General features: G+C 68.9%; 19 protein-coding genes. 8 read left to right on the top strand and 11 right to left on the bottom strand.

Annotation, left to right across the window (positions count from 1 at the left end):
- The first annotated feature begins 25 nt into the window (after positions 1–25).
- The gene (locus HUA78_RS37325) at positions 26–2,788 is read left to right on the top strand and encodes an SNF2-related protein (RefSeq protein WP_141643251.1); all 2,763 of its coding nucleotides are present in this window, start codon (positions 26–28) and stop codon (positions 2,786–2,788) included.
- Here the strand turns inward: HUA78_RS37325 and HUA78_RS37320 are convergent.
- From HUA78_RS37320 to HUA78_RS37300, 5 genes are all read right to left on the bottom strand, one after another.
- Positions 2,770–3,141, bottom strand: coding sequence for a Smr/MutS family protein (locus tag HUA78_RS37320; protein WP_174463433.1), 372 nt, complete (start codon positions 3,139–3,141; stop codon positions 2,770–2,772). The genes HUA78_RS37325 and HUA78_RS37320 overlap by 19 nt on opposite strands.
- Entirely contained in the window at positions 3,062–3,373 is a 312-nt protein-coding gene (locus HUA78_RS37315; RefSeq protein WP_141643249.1) for a hypothetical protein, read from the bottom strand. The genes HUA78_RS37320 and HUA78_RS37315 overlap by 80 nt, the downstream gene beginning before the upstream one ends.
- 44 nt (positions 3,374–3,417) lie before the next feature.
- Positions 3,418–4,473, bottom strand: a complete 1,056-nt coding sequence (locus tag HUA78_RS37310) for a DUF72 domain-containing protein (RefSeq protein ID WP_141643248.1) — start codon at positions 4,471–4,473, stop codon at positions 3,418–3,420.
- A 127-nt stretch (positions 4,474–4,600) separates the two neighbouring features.
- Positions 4,601–5,242: a response regulator transcription factor gene (locus HUA78_RS37305; protein ID WP_174478352.1), complete on the bottom strand. Its 642-nt coding sequence runs from the start codon at positions 5,240–5,242 to the stop codon at positions 4,601–4,603.
- Entirely contained in the window at positions 5,239–6,402 is a 1,164-nt protein-coding gene (locus HUA78_RS37300) for a sensor histidine kinase (protein WP_174463431.1), read from the bottom strand. The genes HUA78_RS37305 and HUA78_RS37300 overlap by 4 nt, the downstream gene beginning before the upstream one ends.
- Positions 6,403–6,540: 138 nt before the next feature.
- Between HUA78_RS37300 and HUA78_RS37295 the strand changes: the two genes are divergently transcribed.
- Positions 6,541–7,281, top strand: coding sequence for a DUF2306 domain-containing protein (locus HUA78_RS37295; RefSeq protein ID WP_174455863.1), 741 nt, complete (start codon positions 6,541–6,543; stop codon positions 7,279–7,281).
- Between the two features lie 92 nt (positions 7,282–7,373).
- Here HUA78_RS37295 and HUA78_RS37290 read toward each other — a convergent pair whose 3' ends face one another.
- From HUA78_RS37290 to HUA78_RS37280, 3 genes are all read right to left on the bottom strand, one after another.
- The gene (locus HUA78_RS37290) at positions 7,374–8,522 is read right to left on the bottom strand and encodes a right-handed parallel beta-helix repeat-containing protein (protein WP_254624107.1); all 1,149 of its coding nucleotides are present in this window, start codon (positions 8,520–8,522) and stop codon (positions 7,374–7,376) included.
- A 181-nt stretch (positions 8,523–8,703) separates the two neighbouring features.
- On the bottom strand, positions 8,704–9,627 hold the full coding sequence (locus HUA78_RS37285) for a diacylglycerol kinase family protein (RefSeq protein ID WP_141643244.1): 924 nt from the start codon (positions 9,625–9,627) through the stop codon (positions 8,704–8,706).
- Positions 9,628–9,812: 185 nt separating this feature from the next.
- Positions 9,813–10,700: a PhzF family phenazine biosynthesis protein gene (locus HUA78_RS37280; RefSeq protein WP_174478351.1), complete on the bottom strand. Its 888-nt coding sequence runs from the start codon at positions 10,698–10,700 to the stop codon at positions 9,813–9,815.
- 134 nt (positions 10,701–10,834) lie between these two features.
- On the opposite strand from HUA78_RS37280, the gene HUA78_RS37275 reads away from it, so the two are divergent.
- The gene (locus tag HUA78_RS37275) at positions 10,835–12,238 is read left to right on the top strand and encodes a PLP-dependent aminotransferase family protein (RefSeq protein WP_174478350.1); all 1,404 of its coding nucleotides are present in this window, start codon (positions 10,835–10,837) and stop codon (positions 12,236–12,238) included.
- On the opposite strand, the gene aspS is transcribed toward HUA78_RS37275, so the two are convergent.
- Positions 12,239–14,056, bottom strand: a complete 1,818-nt coding sequence (aspS, locus tag HUA78_RS37270) for an aspartate--tRNA ligase (protein ID WP_141643241.1) — start codon at positions 14,054–14,056, stop codon at positions 12,239–12,241.
- A 178-nt stretch (positions 14,057–14,234) separates the two neighbouring features.
- Between aspS and HUA78_RS37265 the strand changes: the two genes are divergently transcribed.
- From HUA78_RS37265 to HUA78_RS37250, 4 genes are all read left to right on the top strand, one after another.
- On the top strand, positions 14,235–15,353 hold the full coding sequence (locus HUA78_RS37265; RefSeq protein WP_174478349.1) for a hypothetical protein: 1,119 nt from the start codon (positions 14,235–14,237) through the stop codon (positions 15,351–15,353).
- Between the two features lie 24 nt (positions 15,354–15,377).
- On the top strand, positions 15,378–16,667 hold the full coding sequence (locus HUA78_RS37260) for a hypothetical protein (RefSeq protein ID WP_141643239.1): 1,290 nt from the start codon (positions 15,378–15,380) through the stop codon (positions 16,665–16,667).
- The gene (locus HUA78_RS37255) at positions 16,667–17,449 is read left to right on the top strand and encodes a hypothetical protein (protein WP_141643238.1); all 783 of its coding nucleotides are present in this window, start codon (positions 16,667–16,669) and stop codon (positions 17,447–17,449) included. Before HUA78_RS37260 ends, HUA78_RS37255 begins: the two co-directional genes overlap by 1 nt.
- Positions 17,450–17,629: 180 nt before the next feature.
- A complete protein-coding gene (locus HUA78_RS37250) occupies positions 17,630–17,875 on the top strand; it encodes a YHS domain-containing protein (RefSeq protein ID WP_141643237.1) in 246 nt (81 codons plus the stop codon).
- A 55-nt stretch (positions 17,876–17,930) separates the two neighbouring features.
- On the opposite strand, the gene recJ is transcribed toward HUA78_RS37250, so the two are convergent.
- Positions 17,931–19,643 carry a single-stranded-DNA-specific exonuclease RecJ gene (gene recJ, locus HUA78_RS37245; protein WP_174455868.1) on the bottom strand — a complete coding sequence of 571 codons (1,713 nt, stop codon included), beginning with the start codon at positions 19,641–19,643 and terminating at the stop codon, positions 17,931–17,933.
- Between the two features lie 226 nt (positions 19,644–19,869).
- On the opposite strand from recJ, the gene HUA78_RS37240 reads away from it, so the two are divergent.
- A complete protein-coding gene (locus HUA78_RS37240; RefSeq protein WP_174455869.1) occupies positions 19,870–20,469 on the top strand; it encodes an outer membrane beta-barrel protein in 600 nt (199 codons plus the stop codon).
- Positions 20,470–20,571: 102 nt separating this feature from the next.
- Here the strand turns inward: HUA78_RS37240 and secF are convergent, their stop codons facing one another.
- Positions 20,572–21,741 (bottom strand): protein translocase subunit SecF, encoded by a 1,170-nt coding sequence (gene secF / locus HUA78_RS37235; protein ID WP_141643234.1) that lies wholly within the window; start codon positions 21,739–21,741, stop codon positions 20,572–20,574.
- Between the last annotated feature and the right edge of the window lie 12 nt (positions 21,742–21,753).

The following is a 21,753-nucleotide window of genomic DNA, read 5'->3' as shown; positions in this document are numbered from 1 at the left end:
CGGTGGGCGCCCCGAAACAACACGGATGGAGACAGTCTTGGCGGAGGTCGCAAGGGGTTTGAGGTTGGAGGTGGAGGCAGACGCGGCGGCCATCGCCGCCCGCGCGGAGGCCACGGAGCCGCCCGCCCGGACGACGCTGACCCCCTTCCACGAGCGCCTGCTGGCGGAAGAGCTGCTGGCGCGCAGTGGTGATACGCAACAACGGTTGGCGGGAGCCCTGTCCGAGGCGAAGGTCGACCTCAACCCGCATCAGGTCGAAGGCGCCATGTTCGCGCTCGACTCGCTTTCGCGCGGCGGCTGCATGCTGGGCGACGAGGTGGGCCTGGGGAAGACCATTGAAGCGGGGCTCGTCATCGCCCAGCTCATGGCCGAGGGGAAGACGCGCATCCTCATCCTCGCGCCGGCCACGCTGCGCGCGCAGTGGAACAGCGAGCTGCGAGAGAAGTTCGACCTGGACAGCGTGCTCGTGGACGGCCGCACCGTGCGCGCCACTGGCAACTGCTTCGACCAGCCCTTCCCCGTCATCTGCTCGCACCCGTTCGCGGCCAACAAGGCGCACCTGACGTCGGAAATCGCGTGGGACCTCGTCGTCATCGACGAAGCCCACCGCCTGCGCAACGCGCACCGCGCCAACAACAAGATGGGCCAGGCGCTCAAGGCGTCCCTGGGCGGCAAGCCCAAGCTGCTGCTCACCGCCACCCCGCTCCAGAATGACCTGATGGAGCTGTTCGGCCTGATGTCGCTGCTGGACGAGCAGATTCTGGGCCCCGAGCACGCCTTCCGCAGCCGCTACCGCGTGGACGAGGGCGGCGGCATGTCCGAGGCCGCCGCGGGCGAGCTGAAGGAGCGGCTGGCCCCCGTGGTGCAACGCACGCTGCGCCGGCAGGTGCGCGAGTACGTGCGCTACACCAACCGCCGCTCCATCGTGGAGGACTTCACGCCCTCGCCCGAGGAGCATGACCTCTACGAGAAGGTCAGCGAGTACCTCCAGCGCTCGGAGGCCGCGGCGATTGAGCCCGGCAAGAAGACGCTGCTGACGCTGTGCTACCGCAAGCTCCTGGCGTCCTCCACGTACGCCATCGCCCCGACGCTGCGGCGGCTGTCGGACAACCTGGAGAAGCGACTCGCGGCGGCGAAGCTGGGCCAGCAGGCGCTCGCGATGTTCGAGCCCGAGGAGGCCAAGCAGTTCGTCGAGGAGGGCGAGGAGTGGTCCGACGACCCGGCCAAGGCGCCCAACGTGCGCGCCCTGGAGCAAGAGGTCTGGGAGCTTCGGCAGTACGCGGACCTGGCGGACTCCATCAAGGTCAACGCCAAGGGCGAGGCCCTCAAGCGGGGCCTGGACCGGACCTTCACGGTGATGCGCGCGCACGGCTGGCCGGAGAAGGCGCTCATCTTCACCGAGTCCAAGCGCACGCAGCAGTACCTCTTCAACCTCCTGTCGGAGCACGGGTACCGGGGGAAGATTTCGCTGCTGTCCGGTGACGCGGGGACGCCGGAGGACCGGCGCGCGCTGGTGGACGACTTCCGCAACAAGACGCAGATCCTCATCTGCACCGAGGCCGGCGCCGAGGGCCTCAACCTCCAGTTCTGCAACCTGGTGGTGAACTACGATTTGCCCTGGAACCCGCAGCGCGTGGAGCAGCGCATTGGCCGCTGCCACCGGTATGGCCAGCAGCGCGACGTGCTGGTCATCAACTTCCTCAACCGGATGAACGCGGCGGACGCGCGCCTGTTCGAGCTGCTGGAGAAGAAGCTCAACCTCTTCGACGGCGTCTTCGGCGCGTCGGACGAAATCCTGGGCGCACTGGAGAGCGGCGTGGACTTCGAGCGCCGCGTGCTCGACATCTACCAGGGCTGCCGCAAGGTGGAGGACATCAACGCGGCCTTCGACAAGCTGCGCTCGGAGATGGAAGGGCGCATCAGCCAGCGCATGACGGAGATGCGCTCGGTGGTGCTGGAGCGCTTCGACGGCGATGTCCGCCGCCGCCTGCGCGGCCAGGGTGAGCAGACGAAGGAGGCCCTCGCGAAGCGGCAGCAGGAGGCGCGCGCCCTCACCAGCTCGGTGCTTGGCAGCCGCACCTCGGGACGGCTGGAGATCGCCAAGGCCGCCTACGCCGTCAAGGAGCGCAAGCAGGACGCCGTCAGCTACCTCCAGCTCGACGCCGCGGGCCTGCCCTCTCGGCTGGCGCGACTGGCTGGCAGCGAGGGCTGGTGGTTCGCGTACAAGTTCGAGACGACGGGCCTCAAGCCCGAGGAGAAGCTCGTCCACCTGGTGCTGGTGAAGGACCGCGAGGGCAACTTCCGCGCCCTGCCCCTCCAGGACGGCGCGCACTTCGTGAAGCTGGCGGCGAAGGAAGAAAAGCGCCGGCAGCCCGCGCCCGTGTCCGTGCAACTCATGCAGGAGCAGTCGCTGGTGACGGCGAAGGACGAAATCGTCCGCGCCGCCGAGCGCCGCAATGCCTTGGAGCTGGACAAGGCCAAGGAGCGCGCGGACCGCTACGTCGAGGACTGCCTGATGGAGTCCCGTGAGGGCGTCGAGGCGGCCCGGCAGCAGTGGATCGACGCACGCAAGCAGGTGGCGTCCGTGGAAGACATCGCGGAGCGCGCGAAGGCGCGGGCGAACTCGGACCGGATGGAGCGCGAGTACCGCCGCAAGCTGTCCTCGCTGCGCAACGAGGAGGAGAAGCGCTACGCCGCCAAGGATCGGCAGCTCGCGGAGCTCGCCAACAAGGCCAAGGTGAACGAGAAGCGCTCGCTCATCGCCTCCGCCTACTTCTGGCTGTCCTGAGGCGGGAGCGGCTTGAGCCGCACCCACGTCGCACCCCAGCCTCCGTCGAACTCGGAGGCGGGGCGGAAGGACTCCACCTCCTCCAGCTTGGGCAGCAGCGCGTGCACCGTGCGCCGCAGCGCGCCCGTGCCCTTGCCGTGGATGACGCGCACATCGAGCAACCCCTTCTGGCGACACGCCCAGAGGTACTCGATGACGAGGGGCTTCACTTCACGAGGCTGGAAGAAGTGCAGGTCGAGGTTGCCGTCGATGGGCAACTCGAAGACTTCATCGTCAGCGGGCGGGGGTTCCGGCCCCTCCGGCGGGAGCGATGGCTCGCCTGCTGGGAGAGGGAGGAGACGTCGCGGGCTCATTCGTCCATTCCCCCGACTCGCGCTTCTTGCGCTCTGACTCCTGACGCCGCCGCTCTCGGGCCTGCCGGTACTGCTCCGACACCGAGTCCAGCTCCTGCTTCAGCGCGGAGAGGTGCTTGCCCACATCGTCCGCCGCCGCCGTGTCGCGCGCGTTCGCACGCTCCTCGCGCGCACCCGCGCCTCCGGCTGTCGTCATTTGAACCACCAGTGCGGCGACCAGGACGGACTTCATGCCCCCTCAAGTAAGCAAGTGTTGTGCACGGTGGCAAGTCTCGTTCATGACGCGACGCTCCGCTGGCTCCCCTCCGTCGTCCTGCTCGTGACGATACGTTCCGCCAGTTTGATGGCGGACAGAGGTGCGCTTCCCTCGGCTTTGTTGTTGATGGTGACGAAGACGGGGCGCTCGCGGCGCTGGGCGGCCAGGCACGCTCGCGCCAGCAAATCCCGGGTGGGCACGTCCTCGTCCACCAGCCGGTTGAACGGCGCATAGCGAGCACGTGCCTCCTCGTAGCCGAGGTTCGGCGGCAGCATCCACCGCACCACGAGGGCTCGCGCCTCCAGCGCCCGGGTGCGCCTGGCCTGGATGCCCATGGAGGGCATGTGGGCCCACACCGCGAGGACGGGACAGGCGCCCACGTCCGCCAGCGCCTGCGCGAAGCCCTCCGTCAGCAGCTCCTCGTTGCGCACCTCCACCGCGTACAGCGGGCCCTTGGGGAGCGCGGAGAGGAACGCGTGCAGTCGCTCCACGAAGCGCGCGGGGCCGCCCAGCACCTGTGGGTCCTGCGGAGGGAACTGGAAGACGAGCGGGCCGCCCTTGTCGCCCAGTCCCTCCACGAAGGGCCGCACCACGGCCTCCTCCGCGTAGGCCGCGTGAAGGAAGCGCTCGTTGAGCTGGCCTCGATGCGCGCCGTAGCGCTCGTGCATGGGAAAGCGCGCCAGCGTGCAGACCTCGTGTGCCTTCACCAGGAAGCGGAAGTCCGCGGGCACCTGCTCCGCGTACTCGGCGAAGGCCTCGGCGTTGATGGGACCGTAGAACGTCCGGTCGATGCCCACGGTGCGCAGCACGGGGTGGCGCGAGTACGCGGACAGTCCCTCGCGCGCGAGCTGCGACGCGGCGGCCTCGTGGTCATAGACGAGGCCGGACCAGCCGGGGAACGTCCACGACGAGGTGCCCAGATAGATGCCCGTGGGCAGCTCGCGACCGAGGGACGCGAGGGACTCCTCCACGGGCGCGGGCGCTACCGGCTGGGTCCGGCTCCGGCTCCGGGTGGGCGCCTCCACGGGCGCGCCCGTGAAGAGGTCGAGCTGGGAGGGTCCACGCTGCTGGGCCATCGGGCATCTCCTGCGTCCTGCGGACACCGGAACGCGGTGCCGCGCGTCCGGCAGGGATAACGCCGGGCGCCACATGATTCAGGAGGTTGCCTCAGAACCCGGGGCCTACCCAAGAGGGATGTCCGAACTACAGGCAGCCAAGCTCCATGCCCCGGAGCACCGCTCGAGTCCTGTCCCGGACACCGAGCTTCGACAGGATGCTGGAGGTCTGGTTCTTCACCGTGCCCTCCGCCGTCCCGAGCGCCTGGGCAATCTCCCGGTTGCTCAGTCCCCGGGCGATGAGCCGCAGCACCTCGACTTCCCGCCGCGTGAGCCCCTCGGGAAGCTCCGCATGCGCGAAGTCCCGGGACAGCTCCAGGAGCCCCCGGGTCACGCGCTCGGCGACACCGGGGGGCAGCAGCGTCTCGCCCGCGTGGACGCGGCGGATGGCGTCGGCCAGCTCCTCCAGCGACACGTCCTTGAGGAGGAAGCCCTGCACGCCCGCGCGCAACGCCTCGACGATGGCGGCGTCCTCGTCGAAGGTGGTGAGCAGTACCACGCGCCGATGCACGGGCCCGCGCCGCAGCTCCCGCAGCGCTTCCAGGCCCGTCATGCGCGGCATGCGCACGTCCATGAGGACGACGTCGGGATTCAGCTCCGCCACCTTGCGCAGCGCCTCCTCGCCATCCACCGCCTCGCCCACGACGCGCAGGTCGGGCGTGAGGTCCAGCAAGCCGCGAAGCCCCTGTCGCACCAGCGCATGGTCATCCACCAGGACGAGTCGAATCACGCGTCGGCCCTCCTCTCGGCCGGAAGCCACGCATCCAACTCCCAGCCCTTCCCTTCTTCCGCGCGCCAGTCCACGCGGCCTCCCAGGCGGGTGAAGCGCTCTCTCATGCCGGTGAGGCCCGCGCCAGGCATCGGCGACCGCGCGCCCCGGCCGTCGTCTCGGGTCATGACCCGCACGCCGCCTTCCTCGGTCGGGACGATGCGAATCCAGAGCTGCGTCGCGTGGGCGTGGCGCAGCGTGTTCGTGAGGACCTCCTGGACGCAGCGGATGAGCGAGTGCGTCGCCTCGGCCGAATCGAGGGCCAGCGTCTCGGGGACCTCGAGATGGACCGCGAGCCCGGGCATGTCGTGCGCGAGCTGACGCAGCGTCGCAAGCAACGGCGCGGGGGTGTCACGCAACGCCGACACCGTCTCGCGCACCTCGGACAGCAGCATGCGGGCGGCCTCGCGTGCGCGGCGCAGGTGCTCGGCGGAGGGCGTGTCCTTCGCCGTGTGCGCGGCGGCTTCCAGGTTGAGGGACAGGGCGGTGAGGTGATGGCCCAGGGAGTCGTGCAGCTCACGGGCGATGCGCAGCCGCTCCCCTTCCCGCTCGCTGGCGGCGAGCAGCACCTGGGTGGACTGGAGCTCCGCGTGGAGGCGGGCCAGCTCGCCTCGCGCTTCGGCCTCGCGAACCATGACGACGGCCGAGCCCAGCGTGAAGCCCTGGAAGCCGATGAAGATGAGCGCCTGGAGCAGCGCGCGCGACAGCGGGTAGATGGAGACGAAGACGAGCAGCAGGGCCACCGACTGCGCGAGGACCCAGAGCATCGCGCGCCGCTGGGGCAGCAGCTCGGGCGCCTGGGCCGCGACGATGGCGAGCAGCGCACCGTCCACTCCCGTGCGACTGGTGGCCACGATGACGAGCGCGCTGACGGCCTGTACGCCCATCAGCGGAATCCCGCGCCGGTCCTCGACCTCGGCCCGCGCATTCCACCAATAGGCCAGGCCGAACGCGAGAAAGGCCACCAACCACGCCAGCTCGCGCGGAGTGGAGAGCAGCGAGGGCTCGCGCAGCACGTCCTCCGCATGGGGAGAGCCGACAACAGCCCACGTGAGCAACCCCGCCACGCGCAGCAGTCTTCGGATGGATGCGGGCTTTCGTGCGGCGTGCTTCAAGGCCATGGGCGCGGAGCATAGGACCCGCCTCGGCGGCGGGACATATGCCGGAAGTCATGGTGCCCCCGTGTGACTTCCAGCCGATGTGGGCCCTGGAGCACTTGCGTACCTTGGCCTCCGTCTCGCAGCACGTCGGAGTCCTGCATGTCTTTCTATTATCTCGCTCGCGCGATTCACATCATGGCGGGTGTCGTCGGCTTCACCTCGCTGTGGCTGCCCCTGGTGGCGCGCAAGGGAGGCTCACTCCACCGGCGCGTGGGCTGGGTCTACGTGGTCGCGATGGGCGTCGTGGCCATCACCGGATTGATCATCTCCAGTTGGAGATTCCTGCAGGGGCCGGAGCATCAGGCCCATGCGTTGTTCTTCATGTTCCTGAGCGTGATGAGCGGAAGCTCCGCGTCCATGGGAGTACGCGTGCTGCGCACGAAGTCTCGCACGACGGCGCATCGTCACCCCTTCGACCTGGGCCTCTCCGCGCTGACGCTGGGGCTGGGCCTGTTCACCGGAGCGTGGGGCCTCGTGAATGACGTTCCACTCCTGTGGGGCTTCGCGCCCGTGGGAATCCTCCAGGGCGCGGCATCGCTGAGGTACTGGCTCCGCCCGCCCCAGGAGCGGATGCACTGGTGGTTCCAGCACATGGGCGCCATGGTGGGCTCGGGCATCGCCACGTTGACGGCCGTGCTGGTCGTCAATGCGAGGCACCTGGGTATCGAGGGCATGCAGCTCGCCGTGTTCCTCGGCCCCACGCTGGTGGGCGTTCCGGGACTCAAGCTGTGGGAGCGCTACTACCAGGGGAAGTTCGCGGCCAAGAGCAAGAGCCCGCGTCCCGACCGCGCCCCGCCTCCTGCCCATGCACAGCACTCGCGCGCGGCTTCCGAGTCCTGACCGTTGCCCCTGAGGCCACTCGTTCGAGACATGCACCGAGACACCAGGGAGGCCGCCTCGGCCACGAGGACCGAGGCGAACCCCAGGGGCGACTACTGTCCCGTGGTGACGGTGACGCCCGTGCCCACGTTCCGCGCCGTGGTGACGCCCGTCACCAGGTTCCCTGTGGACGTGACGGTCAGCGCGGTGCCCCCGCCCTTCTCGTAGTTCAGTCCGGTGCTGCGCGTGCTGCCGATGCCCCGGATGGCGTTGCCCGTCACGGAGACGAAGCCCGTGCCGTAGTTGACCTGGCTGATGGAAAGGTAGTGGTAGCGCGAGGCGGTGTTGGGCTCGCCTCCGAAGTTGAAGATCTTGTTGTCGGAGATGACCGACGCCGCATCACCCTGCACGGTGGCGCCGATGCCCGCCCAGGTGCCAGCGGTGGTGCCCTCTCCGAAGCCCTCGATGTAGTTGTCGGAGATGGTGGTGCCGAACAGCCGCTGCGCGACGATGGCCGTCTGGCCCACGCCGTAGAGGTGATTGCCGCGCACCTTCCAGCCCGCCGAGTTCTCCAGGCGGATGGCGCTGACACCCGAGTCGGCGATCCAGTTGTCGATGAGGTCCCAGTCCGTCACGGAGTTGCCCGAGTCCTGGACGTGAACGCCGTGGACACCCGAGTCGCTGATGAAGTTGTGGACGATGCGCCCGTTCACCTGCGTGTTGACGATGGGCGTCCCCGCGCTGTTGGTGTTCGTGAGGCGGATGCCCGAGCCGCGCATGTTGTTGATGCGAGTGTTCTCCACGGTGGAGTTCCACGACATCAGCACGATGCCGTCCGTGGCACGGCCGGTGTTGTTGGTCGGGTTCCCCTCCAGCGTGAGGTTCTTCACGCTGACCGGGTCGCCCGTGAAGGTCGCCACATCCAGCCACGTGTCGCTGGCCAGCAGCGCCGCGAGGTTCGCGCCGTTCGCCTGACGGATGACGGTGCCCGAGGGCTCGCCGCCCCGATACGCGCGCTGGCCACGCAGACGCACCGTCGAGTTGATGAGGCAGGGCCCGGAGATGACCAACTCGTCCCCCACCGCGCTGGCGGCGACGGCGGCGTTCAGCGTCTCGTCATCGGTGACGGTGTTGTTGCAGGCGACAGGCACTTGCGCCGCGAGTGCGGGGAGCGGGAGCAGCAGGAGCGCCGCGAGCGAGGGCAACAGCCGCGACGACAGGGAACCACGAGCCAGGGGTGTGGACAGGGTGGGTTTGTGCATGCTCGCCGGATAAACGCAGCCACGCGGCGGCGCACGCTCCAGTCGAGGAATGCGCGCGAGAATCGACACGCATCACCGTCGCGAGACACAACGCCCGCACAAACTTCCACTTCACCGGCACGGTTCGGACGCGACTTTCACGGGCCTGAAAAGCAGCAGGACCGCTGGAGCCGCAGACCCGCTACACCTTGATGCGGATGGCGGCGGGCAGGAGCGTGAAGGTCGCGGGCAGGCGGCCCGGCGTTTCTCCGTCGACGTCCAGGTAGACCTCCTGGCCATCCACGGACTCCGCGTGAACCGTCTGGCAGCGCAGGCGACGCGTGCCTTTCCAGGTGACGTGCGAGCCGTTGTAGACGCCCTTGGACTTGAGGAGGAAGTCGCTCAGGCCGTAACCGGACCAGATGGTGATGTCGAACAGCCCATCGTGCGTGACGGCCTCGGGGGCGACGAACATGCCGCTGCCGAAGTAGCGGCCGTTGGCCACCGCCACGGCGGTGACATCGAGCGTCTCCGGGGGCCCACCATCGGTCGACAGCTGGACCTTGCGCTCGGTGTACTTCACGAGGCCCTTCAGCGTGCCCCAGACGAAGCTGAAGTTGCCGCCGAGCGCCTTGCTTCCGCTGTTCACCTCACGAGCCACCACCGCGCTCACGCCGAGCGAGGCGATGTTGGCGAAGTAGCGCGTCGCGGGGTTGCCGTCGTTGTCGATGAAGTCGAGGCGGCCCACGTCAAAGGGCTCGGTCGTGTCCGAGCGGAGCCGTTCCAGGGAGGACTCCAGGTCAAGCCCCCAGCCGAAGGTGCGGCGGAAGTCGCCACCGGTGCCTCGCGGAATGAGGCCGAGGGCGGCGTTGGGATTGATGGCCTTGCCGTCGCGGAAGAAGCCGTTGGTGACTTCGTTCAGCGTGCCGTCGCCGCCGACCGCGACGATGCACTCGTAGCCCTGGTCAATCGCCTCGCGGGCGATGCGCGCGGCATCCATCCCGCCCTGGGTGAAACCGTGCCCGAACTCGCCAAGCACCTTTCCCACCTGCGCGGCAATCTCCACCCAGCGCTTCCCGGTCTGGCCATTGGCGCTGCGCGGATTGACCACGAGGAACGTCTTCATCGGCACCTACCCCTCCCTGTAACGCCCCTGTTTACGCGGTTGTGGCTCGGTACTCCACTCCGCGACGCACCTCCAGGGTCGTCCAGGTCTCCCGCCACCCCGCGCACCGCTGACGCACCGCACGGTGGGGCCCCGTTCCGGGTGGCGGGTCCATGGAAGGCGCCACCCGGGGACCGTAGGCCGGTCTACACGTGCAGCGTGCCGTCGAGGACCGTCACCGCCACTCCGCCGATGCGCGCCCGCTCGGGCTGCCCGGCACGGCCGGTGACCTCCACCTCGATGCGCCCAGGCTTGCCAATGGCATCCCCCTGCTCGATGCGAGCGCGCACCGTGCCACCCTCCGCCGGCAGCGGCAGCACGCCGTGCATCGCCAGGTACATGCCGAGCGGCCCGGCCGCCGAGCCCGTCACGGGGTCTTCCGCCACGCCCATGCCGGGCACGAAGTATCGCGAGTGTGCCACGCTGCCTGCCTCCAGCGTCTCGCGCGTGAAGAAGTACACGCCGCTCACGCCATGGGGCCGAAGTAGTGTGTCCAACGCGCCCGAGCGAGGCGCCAGCTCCCACACGTCCTCTCTTCGTCGGAACGGCACCATCACCCGGTGCGCATTGCGCCGCACGGGCAACGAGCCATCCACCATGTCCACCGTCCCGCCCACGAGCGCGAGCACCTGCTCCAGCGGAACCGGCGTCTCCAGCCACGGATGCCGAGGGGTGACAATCCACGCCCGACTCCCTCGCGTGCTCGTTGCCTCCAGCTCCACGTCGAGGACGCCCGCCGCGCACTCCAACTTGAGCGCTCCCGAGCGAGGCACGAGCCCCCGCTCCGCCATCAGGTGGAACGACGCCACCGTGGCGTGGCCGCAGAAATCAATCTCAACCGTGGGAGTGAAGTAGCGCAGCCGCACGCCCTGCGCCGTGGGGCCGGAGACGACGAATGCCGTCTCCGATGCTCCCACCGCGGTCGCGATGCGCTGCATGGCCTCCACACTCAGCCCCGCGGCGTCCAGCACCACTCCCGCGCGATTGCCAGCCCCAGCGGTCTGCGTGAAGGCATCGACGATGGTCACCTGCATGGCGTGCGTCTCCCATCCACGGAACCGGGCCAGGGCCCGAACCGTCCTTCGAGTGTACCGATACAATCCAGCTCAAGAATCGACACAATCGATGCATTGCGCGGAGGCGCCCGTCAACTGTATGCATTGTCACCATGACAATCTGGACGCCCAACCTCCGGGGCCGAGAGGGGCCGCTGTATCGAATCCTCGCGGATGCGCTCGGAGCGGACATCGAGGAAGGACGCCTCGCCGCCGGAACCCGCCTGCCCACGCACCGTGAGCTGGCGGAGAAGGTGGGTGTCACGGTGGGCACGGTGACGCGTGCCTACGCGGAGGCCGAGCGTCGGGGCCTTATCGGCGGCGAAGTCGGTCGAGGCACCTTCGTGCGCCACCGGGATGCCCCTCGACAGCTCCCGCCCCCTGCCCAGGACTCGGGCGACGACTCGCTCGTGGACCTGGGCCTCAACTGGCCAGCCACACCCCCCGGAGACCCGGCCGGCTCCGCGCTGAAGAAGTCGCTGGACGCCCTGCAACGCTCGCCTCGCCTCGCGGAGCTGCTCGACTACCAACCCCCCGCGGGAAACCCGGCGCACCGCGAGGCCGGCGCCGAGTGGATGTCCCGCTTCGGCCTGGAAGTCGAACCCTCGCGAGTCATGGTGTGCTCCGGCGGTCAGCACGCGATGGAAGTGGCCCTCAGCACCCTCACGCGCCCCGGGGACACGGTGCTCTGCGAGGCCCTCACCTACCCCGGCCTCAAGGTGCTCGCGAACCGGCTCCACCTGCGACTGCACGGCGTGGCCATGGATGAACACGGCCTGCTCCCCGACGCGCTGGAGACCGCGTGCCGCACCGGCGCGAAGGTCCTCTTCTGCCTGCCCAATCTCCAGAACCCCACCGGCGCCGTCATGCCCGAGGAGCGCCGTCGCCGCATCGCCACGGTGGCCCGACGACACGGCCTCACGGTGGTGGAAGACGACGCCTACGGCCTGCTGCTCGACAAGCGCCCCCCACCGCTCTGCACGCTCCTACCGGAGTCCGGCTGGTTCATCGCCGGCGTCTCCAAGCTGCTCGCCCCGGGGCTGCGCATCGGCTACCTCGCGGCGCCAGCGGGACCGAGCACCGAGCGACTGGCGGAGGAAGCAGCCCTCGCCGCGCGGATGACCCCCGCGCTCACGGCCGACATCACCGCGCGCTGGGTGCGTGATGGCACCGCCGACGAGCTGGTGGTGCGCCGACGCCGCGAAGCGCACGAGCGATTGGAGCTGGCGAAGGACGTGCTCGGGGACTTGATGCCACGTCCAGGCAAGGCCACCACGTACCACCTGTGGCTGAAGCTTCCCTCGACCTGGCGCGCGGAGGCGTTCACCTCCCAGGCCCGGCGGCGCGGCGTGCTCGTCATGCCCGCCGAGCTGTTCACCGTGGGCCCGGCCACCGCTCCAGCGGCGGTGCGCGTGTGCCTGGGAACCCCACGCACCCGCGCCTCGCTGGAGAAGGGCCTGCATCGACTGCGAGAGACGCTGGAGGGGGGGCCGGAGCCCCTCGCCTCCATCGTCTGACTACTTCTGCGGAGGCGGCACCGGACGGACATGCAGCTCGCGCAGCTGCTTGTCGTCCACGTCGCCGGGGGCGCCCGTCATCAGGTCCGTGCCCGTCTTCGTCTTGGGGAACGGAATCACGTCGCGCAGGGACTCGGCGCCCGTCAGCAGGAAGGCGAGCCGGTCCATGCCCAGGGCGATGCCACCGTGCGGAGGCGCGCCGAACTTGAGCGCGTCCAGCAGGAAGCCGAACTTCGTCTGCGCCTCCTCCTCGCCGATGCCCAGCGCCTTGAAGACCTCCGCCTGGACCTTCGGGTCATGCAGACGGATGGAGCCGCCACCAATCTCGAAGCCGTTGAGCACCACGTCGTAGCGGTGGCACTTCACCCGGCCCGGGTCGCTGAGCAGGAACGGCACGTCCTCGTCGTGCGGACGCGTGAAGGCGTGGTGCGCCGCCACCCAGGTGTTGGAGTCCTCGTCGTGCTCGAACAGCGGCGGGTTCACCACCCACAGGAACTTCCACTGGCCACCGCTGCCGTACTCCGGAATCAGCCCGAGCTTCTTGGCGACGTGCACGCGCAGGTTCGCCATCACCGTGTGGACCAGCGACTCCTTGCCGAACTGGAACAGGATGAGGTCGCCCGTCTTCGCGCCCACGGCCTGGTTGATGGCCGCGCGCAGCGCCGGGGTAATCGTCTTGGACAGCGGGGACTGCGTCCACTCGCCGCCCTCGGCCACCTTCGCGCGCGCCAGGCCCTTCGCACCGGCCTGCTTGGCGAACTCCTCCAGCTTGTCGCTCTCCGCGCGGCTCATCGCCTTCTCCGCGGGGACGACCATCGCCTTGACGATGCCCTTGTTCTGCACCGCCTCGAACATCATCGGCACGCCGCCCGCGTCACCGTGCTCGCGAATCAGGTCCGTGAGCACCGTGTGCTCCAACCCGAAGCGCAGGTCCGGCTTGTCGTTGCCGTACTTCGCCATGGACTCGTAGAAGTCCATCCGCGCGAAGGGCGTGGGCACGTCGATGCCGAGCACCTCGCCCCACAGCTTCTTGATGAGCCCCTCGATGATGGTGAAGATGTCGTCCTGGCTGACGAAGCTCATCTCCACGTCGATCTGCGTGAACTCAGGCTGCCGGTCCACGCGCAGGTCCTCGTCACGGAAGCACTTCACGATCTGGAAGTACCGGTCGAAGCCCGCGACCATGAAGAGCTGCTTGTAGAGCTGAGGGCTCTCCGCCAGCGCGTAGAACTTGCCCGCGTTCATCCGGCTGGGGACCAGGAAGTTGCGCGCGCCGCCGGGCGTGTACTTGCCCATGAACGGCGTCTCCAGATCCAGGAAGCCGTGGTCCACCATGTACGCGCGCGTCAGCGAGTGCATCTTCGAGCGCGTCATCAGCGACTTCTGGAGCGGCGCCCGGCGCAGGTCCAGATAGCGATGCGCCAGCCGCTTCTCCTCCGAGGTGTCAATCGAGTCCTCGATGGGGAACGGGGTTGGCTCGGAGCGATTGAAGATGGTGAGATCCGTCGCCTTGATTTCGATCTCCCCGGTCTTCATCTTCGGGTTCACGTTCTTGCCACGCGACACGACCTTGCCGCGCACGCCGATGCAGAACTCCAACCGGAGGCTGCCCGCCAGCCCATGCGCTTCGGCGTGGTCCGGCTCGAACACCACCTGCGTCAACCCATCCCTGTCCCGCAAGTCGATGAAGACCGCGCCGCCGTGGTCTCGACGATTGTGCACCCAGCCGAAGAGGACGACCTCCTCGCCAACATTGGTCGCGGTGAGCTGACCGCACGTGTGGGTACGCTTGACCTCGGAGATGAACGGGACCGCCATGGAGACCGCCTGCGTGGTTCGTAGAAGGAAAAGGCGCGGCACCATAGGGACCGTGGAAACGGTGCGTCAAGGAGTCCGCGCCGTGCTGACTGCTCTCAAACGGTCGACTCCTGGAGGGCTTCCTGACGTCCGCCCCACCCGAGTGCAACTTCCCGCCGCCTTCCGTGTTGGCCTCCGCATGAAGGGGGAGCCCAGCACGCGCAAGCCCAGGCCCTCGGGCCCTCTTCGCCACGCCTGCGTCCTGCTCGGACTGCTCGCCCCCCTGCTCACCGCCCGCGCGGAGTCCGGTGACACCACCGTCAGCGTGGAGACCACCGTCGGCAAGGACCTCCGCGCCTGGAGCCTCCTGGGCGACGTGGAGCTGCGCGATGGGGCCACGTTCCTCACGCTCGGCTACACGGGCGCCCGCCTCGAAGCGGGCACCGCCCTCACCCACCAGCTCAGCCTGGGCGCCGACCAGGTGCTGGGCGAGCACTGGCTCCTGTCCGCCATCGTCAGCGCGGGCCTGCCCAAGTCCACCCGCGTCGAGCTCATCCCCGAACGACCCGCGCGCCGCCTTCCCGCCGTCGACGCCAGCACCGGCTACGCCAGCCAGGGCGCGCTCCTGTCGGTGGCCTACGACTCGGCGGGCCTCTCCGACGTGGAGTCGGGCGCCGACGCGAGCCTCGCCCTCACCCGCCACCCGCTGAGCCGGGCGCTGCTCGTCACCCACGTCCAGGGCAACACCACGCGCTACACCCGCGAGGACACCCTGTGGGCCGCGCGGCCGGGGCTGGGCCTCCGGCTTCTCCTGGGAACGCGCTGGGAGCTGGGCGCGCGCGGCAGCCTCTCCCTCTACAGCGAGGACCCGCTCTCCGCCGGCCAGTTCACCGAGGAGGAACAGGCGGCGATGGCGCGCCGCGTGGAGAACGCCGTCGAGACGCGCCGGGCCCTGCGCCGCTACCAGGCCCGCGTCAACAGGGACCTGGGCACCGTCCTGGCCCGACGCATGGCGGACGTCAACGCCACCGCGGGCATCCCCACCGCGCCCGCGCGCTTCGACGTCAGGCCCTCCGTCACCTGGAAGCCCGGACGGGACGTGCGGGGACAGCTCTCCTACGCCTTCACCCGCTACGTCTCGGGCGAGGGGTGGTCCCACCTGCTGGCCACCCGGTGGACGGTGCGACTGGGGACGCCACTGAGGGTGTGGGCCAGCGTGGCGCTCCAGCAGGACCACCCGGAGGGGGCGGCGGACCCGGAAACCCCCTCCCCGGTCCATTCCGGCCTGGTGACGCTCGGGGGGGAATACACGTTCTGAGCGGACCGGAGTAAAACGGCCCCCATGCTCCGAACAGTCATCGCCACCACCGCCGTGCTGGGCCTGGCCGCCGGCTGTGCGCCCGACACGAGCGCCCCGGTCAAGATTCGCGCCCTGGTGCTCTCCAGCAATGGGCAGTACGTCCCCGAGGAGGTCGAACTCAAGACGGTCGCCGACGTCGTCGGTCTCAGCGGCAGCGTCGCCGACCTGCACGGCGGCGCGCGCATCGTCTACGACTCCAACGACCAGGACCTCGCCACCGCCACCACGCCCGAGGCCTTCGCCAACGCCCTGCTCAAGGGCGAAGGCCGCGACGTCACCGCCAGCTACATCTCCCAGGATGACGTCCTCTGGCCCGCGGACTTCCACACCTGGAACATGGTGACGACGTATTACAACCTCGAGCGCGCCTTCGATTACTTCCACGACGTCACCAACATCCCAACGGCCGACTTCAAGAAGCCCGTCAAGACGTACTACTTCCCCGACTTCACCATCACCGACGTCAGCCGCGACTCGCTGAAGGACAACGCCCTGTATTTCTCGGCGATGGAGTCCTTCCTCGTGCTGCCCTTCGATGAGCTCCAGCGCGCGCCCCTGGCCATCAACGCCGGCGTCATCACCCACGAGTACTCGCACCGCATCTTCAACCTGAAGGTGTACGCCGGGCAGGCCTTCCCCGCGGCCCTCACCGCGTGGGCCAGCACCGGCGGTCCCAGCCCTGGCGCCAACATCCTCAAGGCGTTCGACGAGGGGCTCGCGGACCTGCACGCATACGGCGCCACCTGCCGCTCCAAGAACGGCTGCGACACCCGCTTCCTCTCCTCGTCCTTCGAGGGCCCCGAGTACGGCTCCATCCCAGCCGACCGGGACCTGGCGAAGACGGACCGCTGCATGGACGCGTCCCTGCGCGACAGCATCCGGAACAACAGCCTGAGCGAGTTCAGCGGCAAGGAGTACCGGGTGGGCACGCTGCTCGCCAGCGCGCTGTACCAGGCCGGCGAGGCCACCGGGCAGCGCGACATCCTGCTGCGCTCCATCGTCACCGGCTACAGCGACACCTCGACGGCGACGCCCGGCCTGCTCCAGCTCACCCAGCAGTACACCTCCGACCAGACGAACTTCACGCTGGCCGTGGCGTCGAGCGCCATCATCAGCCACATCACGGACCTGCGGCTGAAGGAAGCGGTCTGCAACGAGCTGATGGACCACCTGCAGATTCCCCGAGATCTGCTCGTGGGCACCACGAATCCCAACCTCTGCCCGGCCAGCGCCGCTGGCGGTACCACCTGCCCCCGACTGAGCGCCGACTGATGAGGACCGCCACCGTGAAGAACTGGCTCACCCGCTGCCTCGTCGGCGGCCTGCTCGTAGCGCCCCCCGCCTTCGCACAGGATGACGACGACCCGTACGCCTATCCCGAGGACGAGCCGGGCCCCAGCCAGGAGCAGATTGAAGAGGAGGAGGCCGCCGAGCGCCGCCGTCGCAACGTGGACCAGGCCGACGAGTTCCGGAACGCGTCAGAGCAGGAGGGCGAGGAAGGCGACTTCAAGGAGCTCGCCGGCCTGGACGACCCCAACCTGGGCGTGGGCGTGGAGCTCCTCGCCGGCGCGCTCCTCCTGGAGAGCCCCCGGGGCCGCTTCGCCGACACCGTGCTGGGCCTGGGCGTGCGCACCACGTGGGAGTTCGGCCGCACGTTCGACCTCGAGCCCTTTCGCGAGAACCTCTGGGCGGACCTGCGCTGGACGTACGGCAACAGCAGCGACGGCACCGACTTCATTCGCGGCAGCACCAGCCAGCACTACTTCACCATCGCCCCGGCCTACGAGTTCAAGTTCGGCAAGTCCGACTTCGGCTTCTTCGGCCAGGTGGGTGGCGGCGTCGCCTACCAGACGACCTCCATCACCGTGGACGCCAACGAGACGAAGGTGAATGGCCTCAAGCCCCTCCTCCAGTACGGCGTGGGCCTCCGGGGCCGTCCCCGACTGTCCAGCAGCAGCAACTTCCGGCTGTCCTTCCGCCTGGAGGCCATGGGCTACCGCCGGGGCTACATGAACGACTTCTTCCTGGGTGGCAGCGTCGGCGCCACCTTCTGAAGAACACTTCCCGACCGCTCCTTCCCCGCAAGGAGCGTGAACGGGTGGAAGTTTTTCCGCTTCCGGCCCTTCGTGCGGCCCTCCGCTCCTCGGCATTCCGGGGAGTTGGGGGTTGGCATATGCCCTGCTTGTAGCCACCGTCGGGAATGGGCGTGGGGCCCCAGGGCGGGGAGGCGAGGCATGAAGGGCGTGCAGGGGCAGGGACAGGGCCAAGGCCAGGGCAAGCATTGGGACCCGGTGTGCGGCAAGCAGTTGGAGACACCGGATGGCCAGCCATCCTCGGAGTACAAGAAGCGCCGTTACTTCTTCTGCTCGGAACGGTGCCGCCATGCCTTCGAGCGACAAGCCGAGCGCTTCCGTCTCAACGAGCTGGCCCGCGTCGGCGCGCTGATGACTCCGGGCCGGGTGCGCTGGGGACTGGCGTAGGACTTCCGGGGCCCGCGGATGAACCACCGCGGGCCCTCACTCACTGACGAAAAGATTACGCGGCGACGCGCACGTCCTTGAGGCGCAGCGACAGCTTTCGCTGACCTCGGAAGGTGTCGAAGCCCGCCTGGAAGGCCAGGTCCACCGGGCCATCCACCATCCTCACGCGGTCCGCCATGCCGAAGCCGATGGCGTCCAGCTCCGGTGCGTCCGCCAGCGCCAGCTTGAGGTGACCGCTGCCACCCGCCGCCTTGGCCGGCAGCACGCGCGAGCGGGCCACCTGATGGCGCAGCACCAGCACCGGCTCGGGATTGCCCTGGCCGAAGGGACCGAGGCGCTGGAGGGCCTCCACGGCCGTCGCATCCAGCTCCCGGGCGCTCACCACCGCGTCCACGCGGCAGCGGGGAATGAGGTCCTCGGGGGTGAGGCGCTGCCAGGCGATCTTCTCGAACGCCTCGCGCAGCGCGGGCAGCTTGTCCGCGTCGATGGTGAGGCCGGCGGCGTGCTTGTGGCCGCCGAACTTCGTGAGCAGCTCCGAGCACCCGCTGAGCGCGTCGTAGAGGTGGAAGGCCTCGATGCTGCGCGCCGAGCCCTTCCCCACCCCGTCCTTCACGCCCACCATGACGGTGGGCCGGTGGTAGCGCTCCACCACGCGCGAGGCGACGATGCCGATGACGCCCGGGTGCCAGCCCTCGTCGAAGAGCACGAAGCCGCGCGCGTCCTTGCGCTCCTCGGCCTGGGCCAGCGCCTGCGTGAGGATGCCGCTCTCGATTCCCTGCCGCTCCGCGTTGGCCCGGTCCAGAACCGAGGCCAGTGAGCGCGCCGACTCCAAGGACTCCGAACAGAGCAGCTGGAGTCCCAGGGACGCGTCATGCAGCCGTCCCGCGGCGTTGATGCGAGGCCCCAGGCGGAAGCCCACCTGGCCCGCGGTGATGGTCGTGTCCGGGTCCATGCCCGCGGCTTCCTTCAGCGCGCGCACCCCCGGACGGCGGGCGGCCGTGAGTTCCTGGAGGCCGTGCGTCACCAGGATGCGGTTGGCGCCGGTGAGGGGCACCACATCCGCGACGGTGGCCATCGCCACCAGGTCCATCATGGCGCGAAGGTTGGGCTCCTTGCGGGTGGCGAAGTAGCCATCGTCGCGCAGCCGCTTGCGCAGGCCCATGCAGAGGTTGAAGGCCACGCCCGCGGCGCACAGGGCCTTGGTGGGGTACTCGCAGCCGGGCTGATGCGGGTTGAGCACCGCGACGGCGGGAGGCAGTGTGGGAGGAACCGTGTGGTGGTCCACCACGATGACGTCCAGCCCCAGCTCCTTCGCGCGGGTGATCTCCGCCACGGAGGTGATGCCGCAATCCAGTGTCACCAGCACCCGCGTGCCATCCGCGGCGATGCGCTCCACCGCGGACATGTTGAGGCCGTAGCCCTCGTCCAGCCGGTGGGGGATGTACGTGGCCGGCGGCACGCCCAGTTCCTTCAGGAACAGGAACATCAGCGACGTGGAGCACACCCCATCCACGTCATAGTCGCCGTACAGCGTCACCTTCTCGCGCCGGTGCAGTGCACGCACCAGCCGCTCCACGCCCGCCACCATGCCCTTCATCCGGAAGGGGTCTGGCAGGTCCGCCAGACGGTCCGACAGGAACGCGGAGGCGGACTCAGGCGTCCGGTAACCGCGGTGCAGCAGCACCCTCGCCGCGAGCGGATGGAGCGACAGCTCCCCAGCGAGCGACCCCACCTCCTCCTCGACCACGTCTGGAAGCAACCACCGCACTCGCAGCTCCCCTCCTCGGCCACCGGGACTCCTCCGTGGCCGGGACGAAATCTTGACAGTCCGACAGTACCTCAGACGTCTGACGAGGAAAGTCCAACCTTGGGCACGACATTTCCCTTCCTGCTCAGGCGTTCAGGCGTGCGCTTGCCCTGTCGTCTGCCGGTGGGGAGCGCGTCGGCCACCCGGTGCACAGCTTGATTGCACACCACCTGACAGGGAGGACCGCATGGCTGCAAAGGGTATCCAGGTCGGCGCGCTGGCGCTCGCGCTGCTCGCCGCTGGCACGGCTTCCGCGCAAGAACGCAAGCCGGGCAAGCGAGGCGACGTCAACGTGTTCCTCAAGGGCGGCCTGGGCGATTACACGGGCAACCTGGGAGATCTCACGAACACCGGTCCGGCATGGGGTCTCACACTCAACGTGCAGCCCACCACGTTCATCGGGTTCGAGCTCGGCTACGAGGGTTCGCAGAACGGCATCGACGACATCCGGCTGCTGGATGACGGCCCCTCCATCGTCCGGCAGGGCGGCAGCGCGCTGGTGAAGGTCTCCCCGCCCTTCCTCACGGCGGTGCGGCCCTTCGTGGGCGCGGGCTTCGGCCTCTCGTATGTGGACGTGCGCGGCATCGGCGGCGGCCTCTACGACTCCGACACCATGGAAGAAGTGCCGCTGGCCGCGGGCGTGGAGTTCAACAGCGGAGCGCTGACAGCGGGCGTCCGCGCCACCTGGCGCGTGCTGCTCGACAACGGCTTCGCGAATGACGCGCTGGACGAGGACACCGACGGCGGCCTGCTCGACGCCTCGGTGACGCTGGGCGCGCGCTTCTGACACGCGCACCCGCCTGAAAAACAACAAGGGCCCTGCCTCCACGTGGGAGACCAGGGCCCTCGTCGCGTTCGGCTCCCGCGAGCGGGAGTCAGGCGGGGTACGTCACGCCGCCTTCGGCTCCTGCTTCATGCCGTCGCCGTGACGGCCTTCCTTCGCCGCCGCGCGCTCGTCCAGCCAGATGGTGAGCGGGCTGGCGATGTACACGGAGGAGTAGGTGCCGACGAGGATGCCCACGAGCATCGCCATGGCGAAGTCGAAGATTTCGCCCACGCCGAAGATGAGCAGACCGATGAGCGACAGCGCCGTCGTGCCGGACGTGAGGATGGTGCGGCCGAGCGTGTCGTTGATGGCGATGTTGATGACCTCCGCCAGCGGCTTGCCCTTGTACTTGGCCATGTCCTCGCGGATGCGGTCGTAGATGACGATGGTGTCGTTCACCGAGTAGCCGACGATGGTCAGCAGCGCGGCGATGGCCGTGAGGTTGAACTCGCGGCGGCTCACCAGGTAGTAGCCCGCCACCATGATGACGTCGTGGAGCATGGCGAGCAGCGCGCCCGGGCCGAACTTGAAGTCGAACCGGAACGCCACGTAGATGAGGATGGCCACCATCGAGTACAGCAGCGCCATGACGCCGCGGTTGCGCAGCTGCTTGCCCACCTGCGGACCGACGTAGTCCACGCGGCGCTGCTCGAAGTCCGGCTTCTCCAGGCCCGCCTTGAGCGCGGAGTTCACCTTGTCCGCCATGCCGCTGGCGACGACCTGGTAGTCGACGCCGGTGCCGCCCTGGGACTCGCCCAGGACACGGACCTCCTGCACGCCGGTGCCAGACCCCTCCACCGCGCTCTTGATGAGCTCCGCCGTCAGCGGGGTGGCCGAGCGGAAGTTGATGATGCCGTTGGCGAGGTCCGAGTAGACATTGCGGACGGTGCCCAGGGCCTCGATGGCCGTCTTGGCCTTCGCGGCGTTCTCTTCGTTGAGCTGGGTGACGCCGCCCATGCGAAGCAGGAAGGCGTTCTCCGAGGCGCCGCCGATGTTCTGCACGCTCACGTCGTGCAGGCCGCCCTTCTGGGCGCGCTCACGCACTTCCGCCGCGCTGATGGAGTGGTCGAACTTCAGCTCCACCACCGTGCCGCCGGCGAAGTCCACGCCGTAGTTGAACCCCACCGTGGCGATGCCCACCAGGATGGCGAGGTTGACGAGGGTGGAGATGAAGATGGCCGGCTTGCGCTTGCCGATGAAGTCGATGTTCGTCTTGTTCTTGAGGATCTGCATGGCAGTTTACCG

It is taken from the genome of Myxococcus sp. CA033 (genome assembly GCF_013336625.1).
In the GTDB taxonomy this organism is placed as follows: domain Bacteria; phylum Myxococcota; class Myxococcia; order Myxococcales; family Myxococcaceae; genus Myxococcus; species Myxococcus llanfairpwllgwyngyllgogerychwyrndrobwllllantysiliogogogochensis.
Note: the sequence above shows the minus strand (reverse complement) of the source record. Positions and strands in the feature narration are given on the sequence as shown.

Bases quoted from the DNA above. Each gene is read 5' to 3' on its own strand.
- HUA78_RS37325 (WP_141643251.1), top strand. From the start codon at position 26: ATGGAGACAGTCTTGGCGGAGGTCGCAAGGGGTTTGAGGTTGGAGGTG.
- HUA78_RS37320 (WP_174463433.1), bottom strand. From the start codon at position 3,141: ATGAGCCCGCGACGTCTCCTCCCTCTCCCAGCAGGCGAGCCATCGCTC.
- HUA78_RS37315 (WP_141643249.1), bottom strand. From the start codon at position 3,373: ATGAAGTCCGTCCTGGTCGCCGCACTGGTGGTTCAAATGACGACAGCC.
- HUA78_RS37310 (WP_141643248.1), bottom strand. From the start codon at position 4,473: ATGGCCCAGCAGCGTGGACCCTCCCAGCTCGACCTCTTCACGGGCGCG.
- HUA78_RS37300 (WP_174463431.1), bottom strand. From the start codon at position 6,402: ATGGCCTTGAAGCACGCCGCACGAAAGCCCGCATCCATCCGAAGACTG.
- HUA78_RS37295 (WP_174455863.1), top strand. From the start codon at position 6,541: ATGTCTTTCTATTATCTCGCTCGCGCGATTCACATCATGGCGGGTGTC.
- HUA78_RS37290 (WP_254624107.1), bottom strand. From the start codon at position 8,522: ATGCACAAACCCACCCTGTCCACACCCCTGGCTCGTGGTTCCCTGTCG.
- HUA78_RS37285 (WP_141643244.1), bottom strand. From the start codon at position 9,627: ATGAAGACGTTCCTCGTGGTCAATCCGCGCAGCGCCAATGGCCAGACC.
- HUA78_RS37280 (WP_174478351.1), bottom strand. From the start codon at position 10,700: ATGCAGGTGACCATCGTCGATGCCTTCACGCAGACCGCTGGGGCTGGC.
- HUA78_RS37275 (WP_174478350.1), top strand. From the start codon at position 10,835: ATGACAATCTGGACGCCCAACCTCCGGGGCCGAGAGGGGCCGCTGTAT.
- aspS (WP_141643241.1), bottom strand. From the start codon at position 14,056: ATGGCGGTCCCGTTCATCTCCGAGGTCAAGCGTACCCACACGTGCGGT.
- HUA78_RS37265 (WP_174478349.1), top strand. From the start codon at position 14,235: ATGAAGGGGGAGCCCAGCACGCGCAAGCCCAGGCCCTCGGGCCCTCTT.
- HUA78_RS37260 (WP_141643239.1), top strand. From the start codon at position 15,378: ATGCTCCGAACAGTCATCGCCACCACCGCCGTGCTGGGCCTGGCCGCC.
- HUA78_RS37255 (WP_141643238.1), top strand. From the start codon at position 16,667: ATGAGGACCGCCACCGTGAAGAACTGGCTCACCCGCTGCCTCGTCGGC.
- HUA78_RS37250 (WP_141643237.1), top strand. From the start codon at position 17,630: ATGAAGGGCGTGCAGGGGCAGGGACAGGGCCAAGGCCAGGGCAAGCAT.
- HUA78_RS37240 (WP_174455869.1), top strand. From the start codon at position 19,870: ATGGCTGCAAAGGGTATCCAGGTCGGCGCGCTGGCGCTCGCGCTGCTC.
- secF (WP_141643234.1), bottom strand. From the start codon at position 21,741: ATGCAGATCCTCAAGAACAAGACGAACATCGACTTCATCGGCAAGCGC.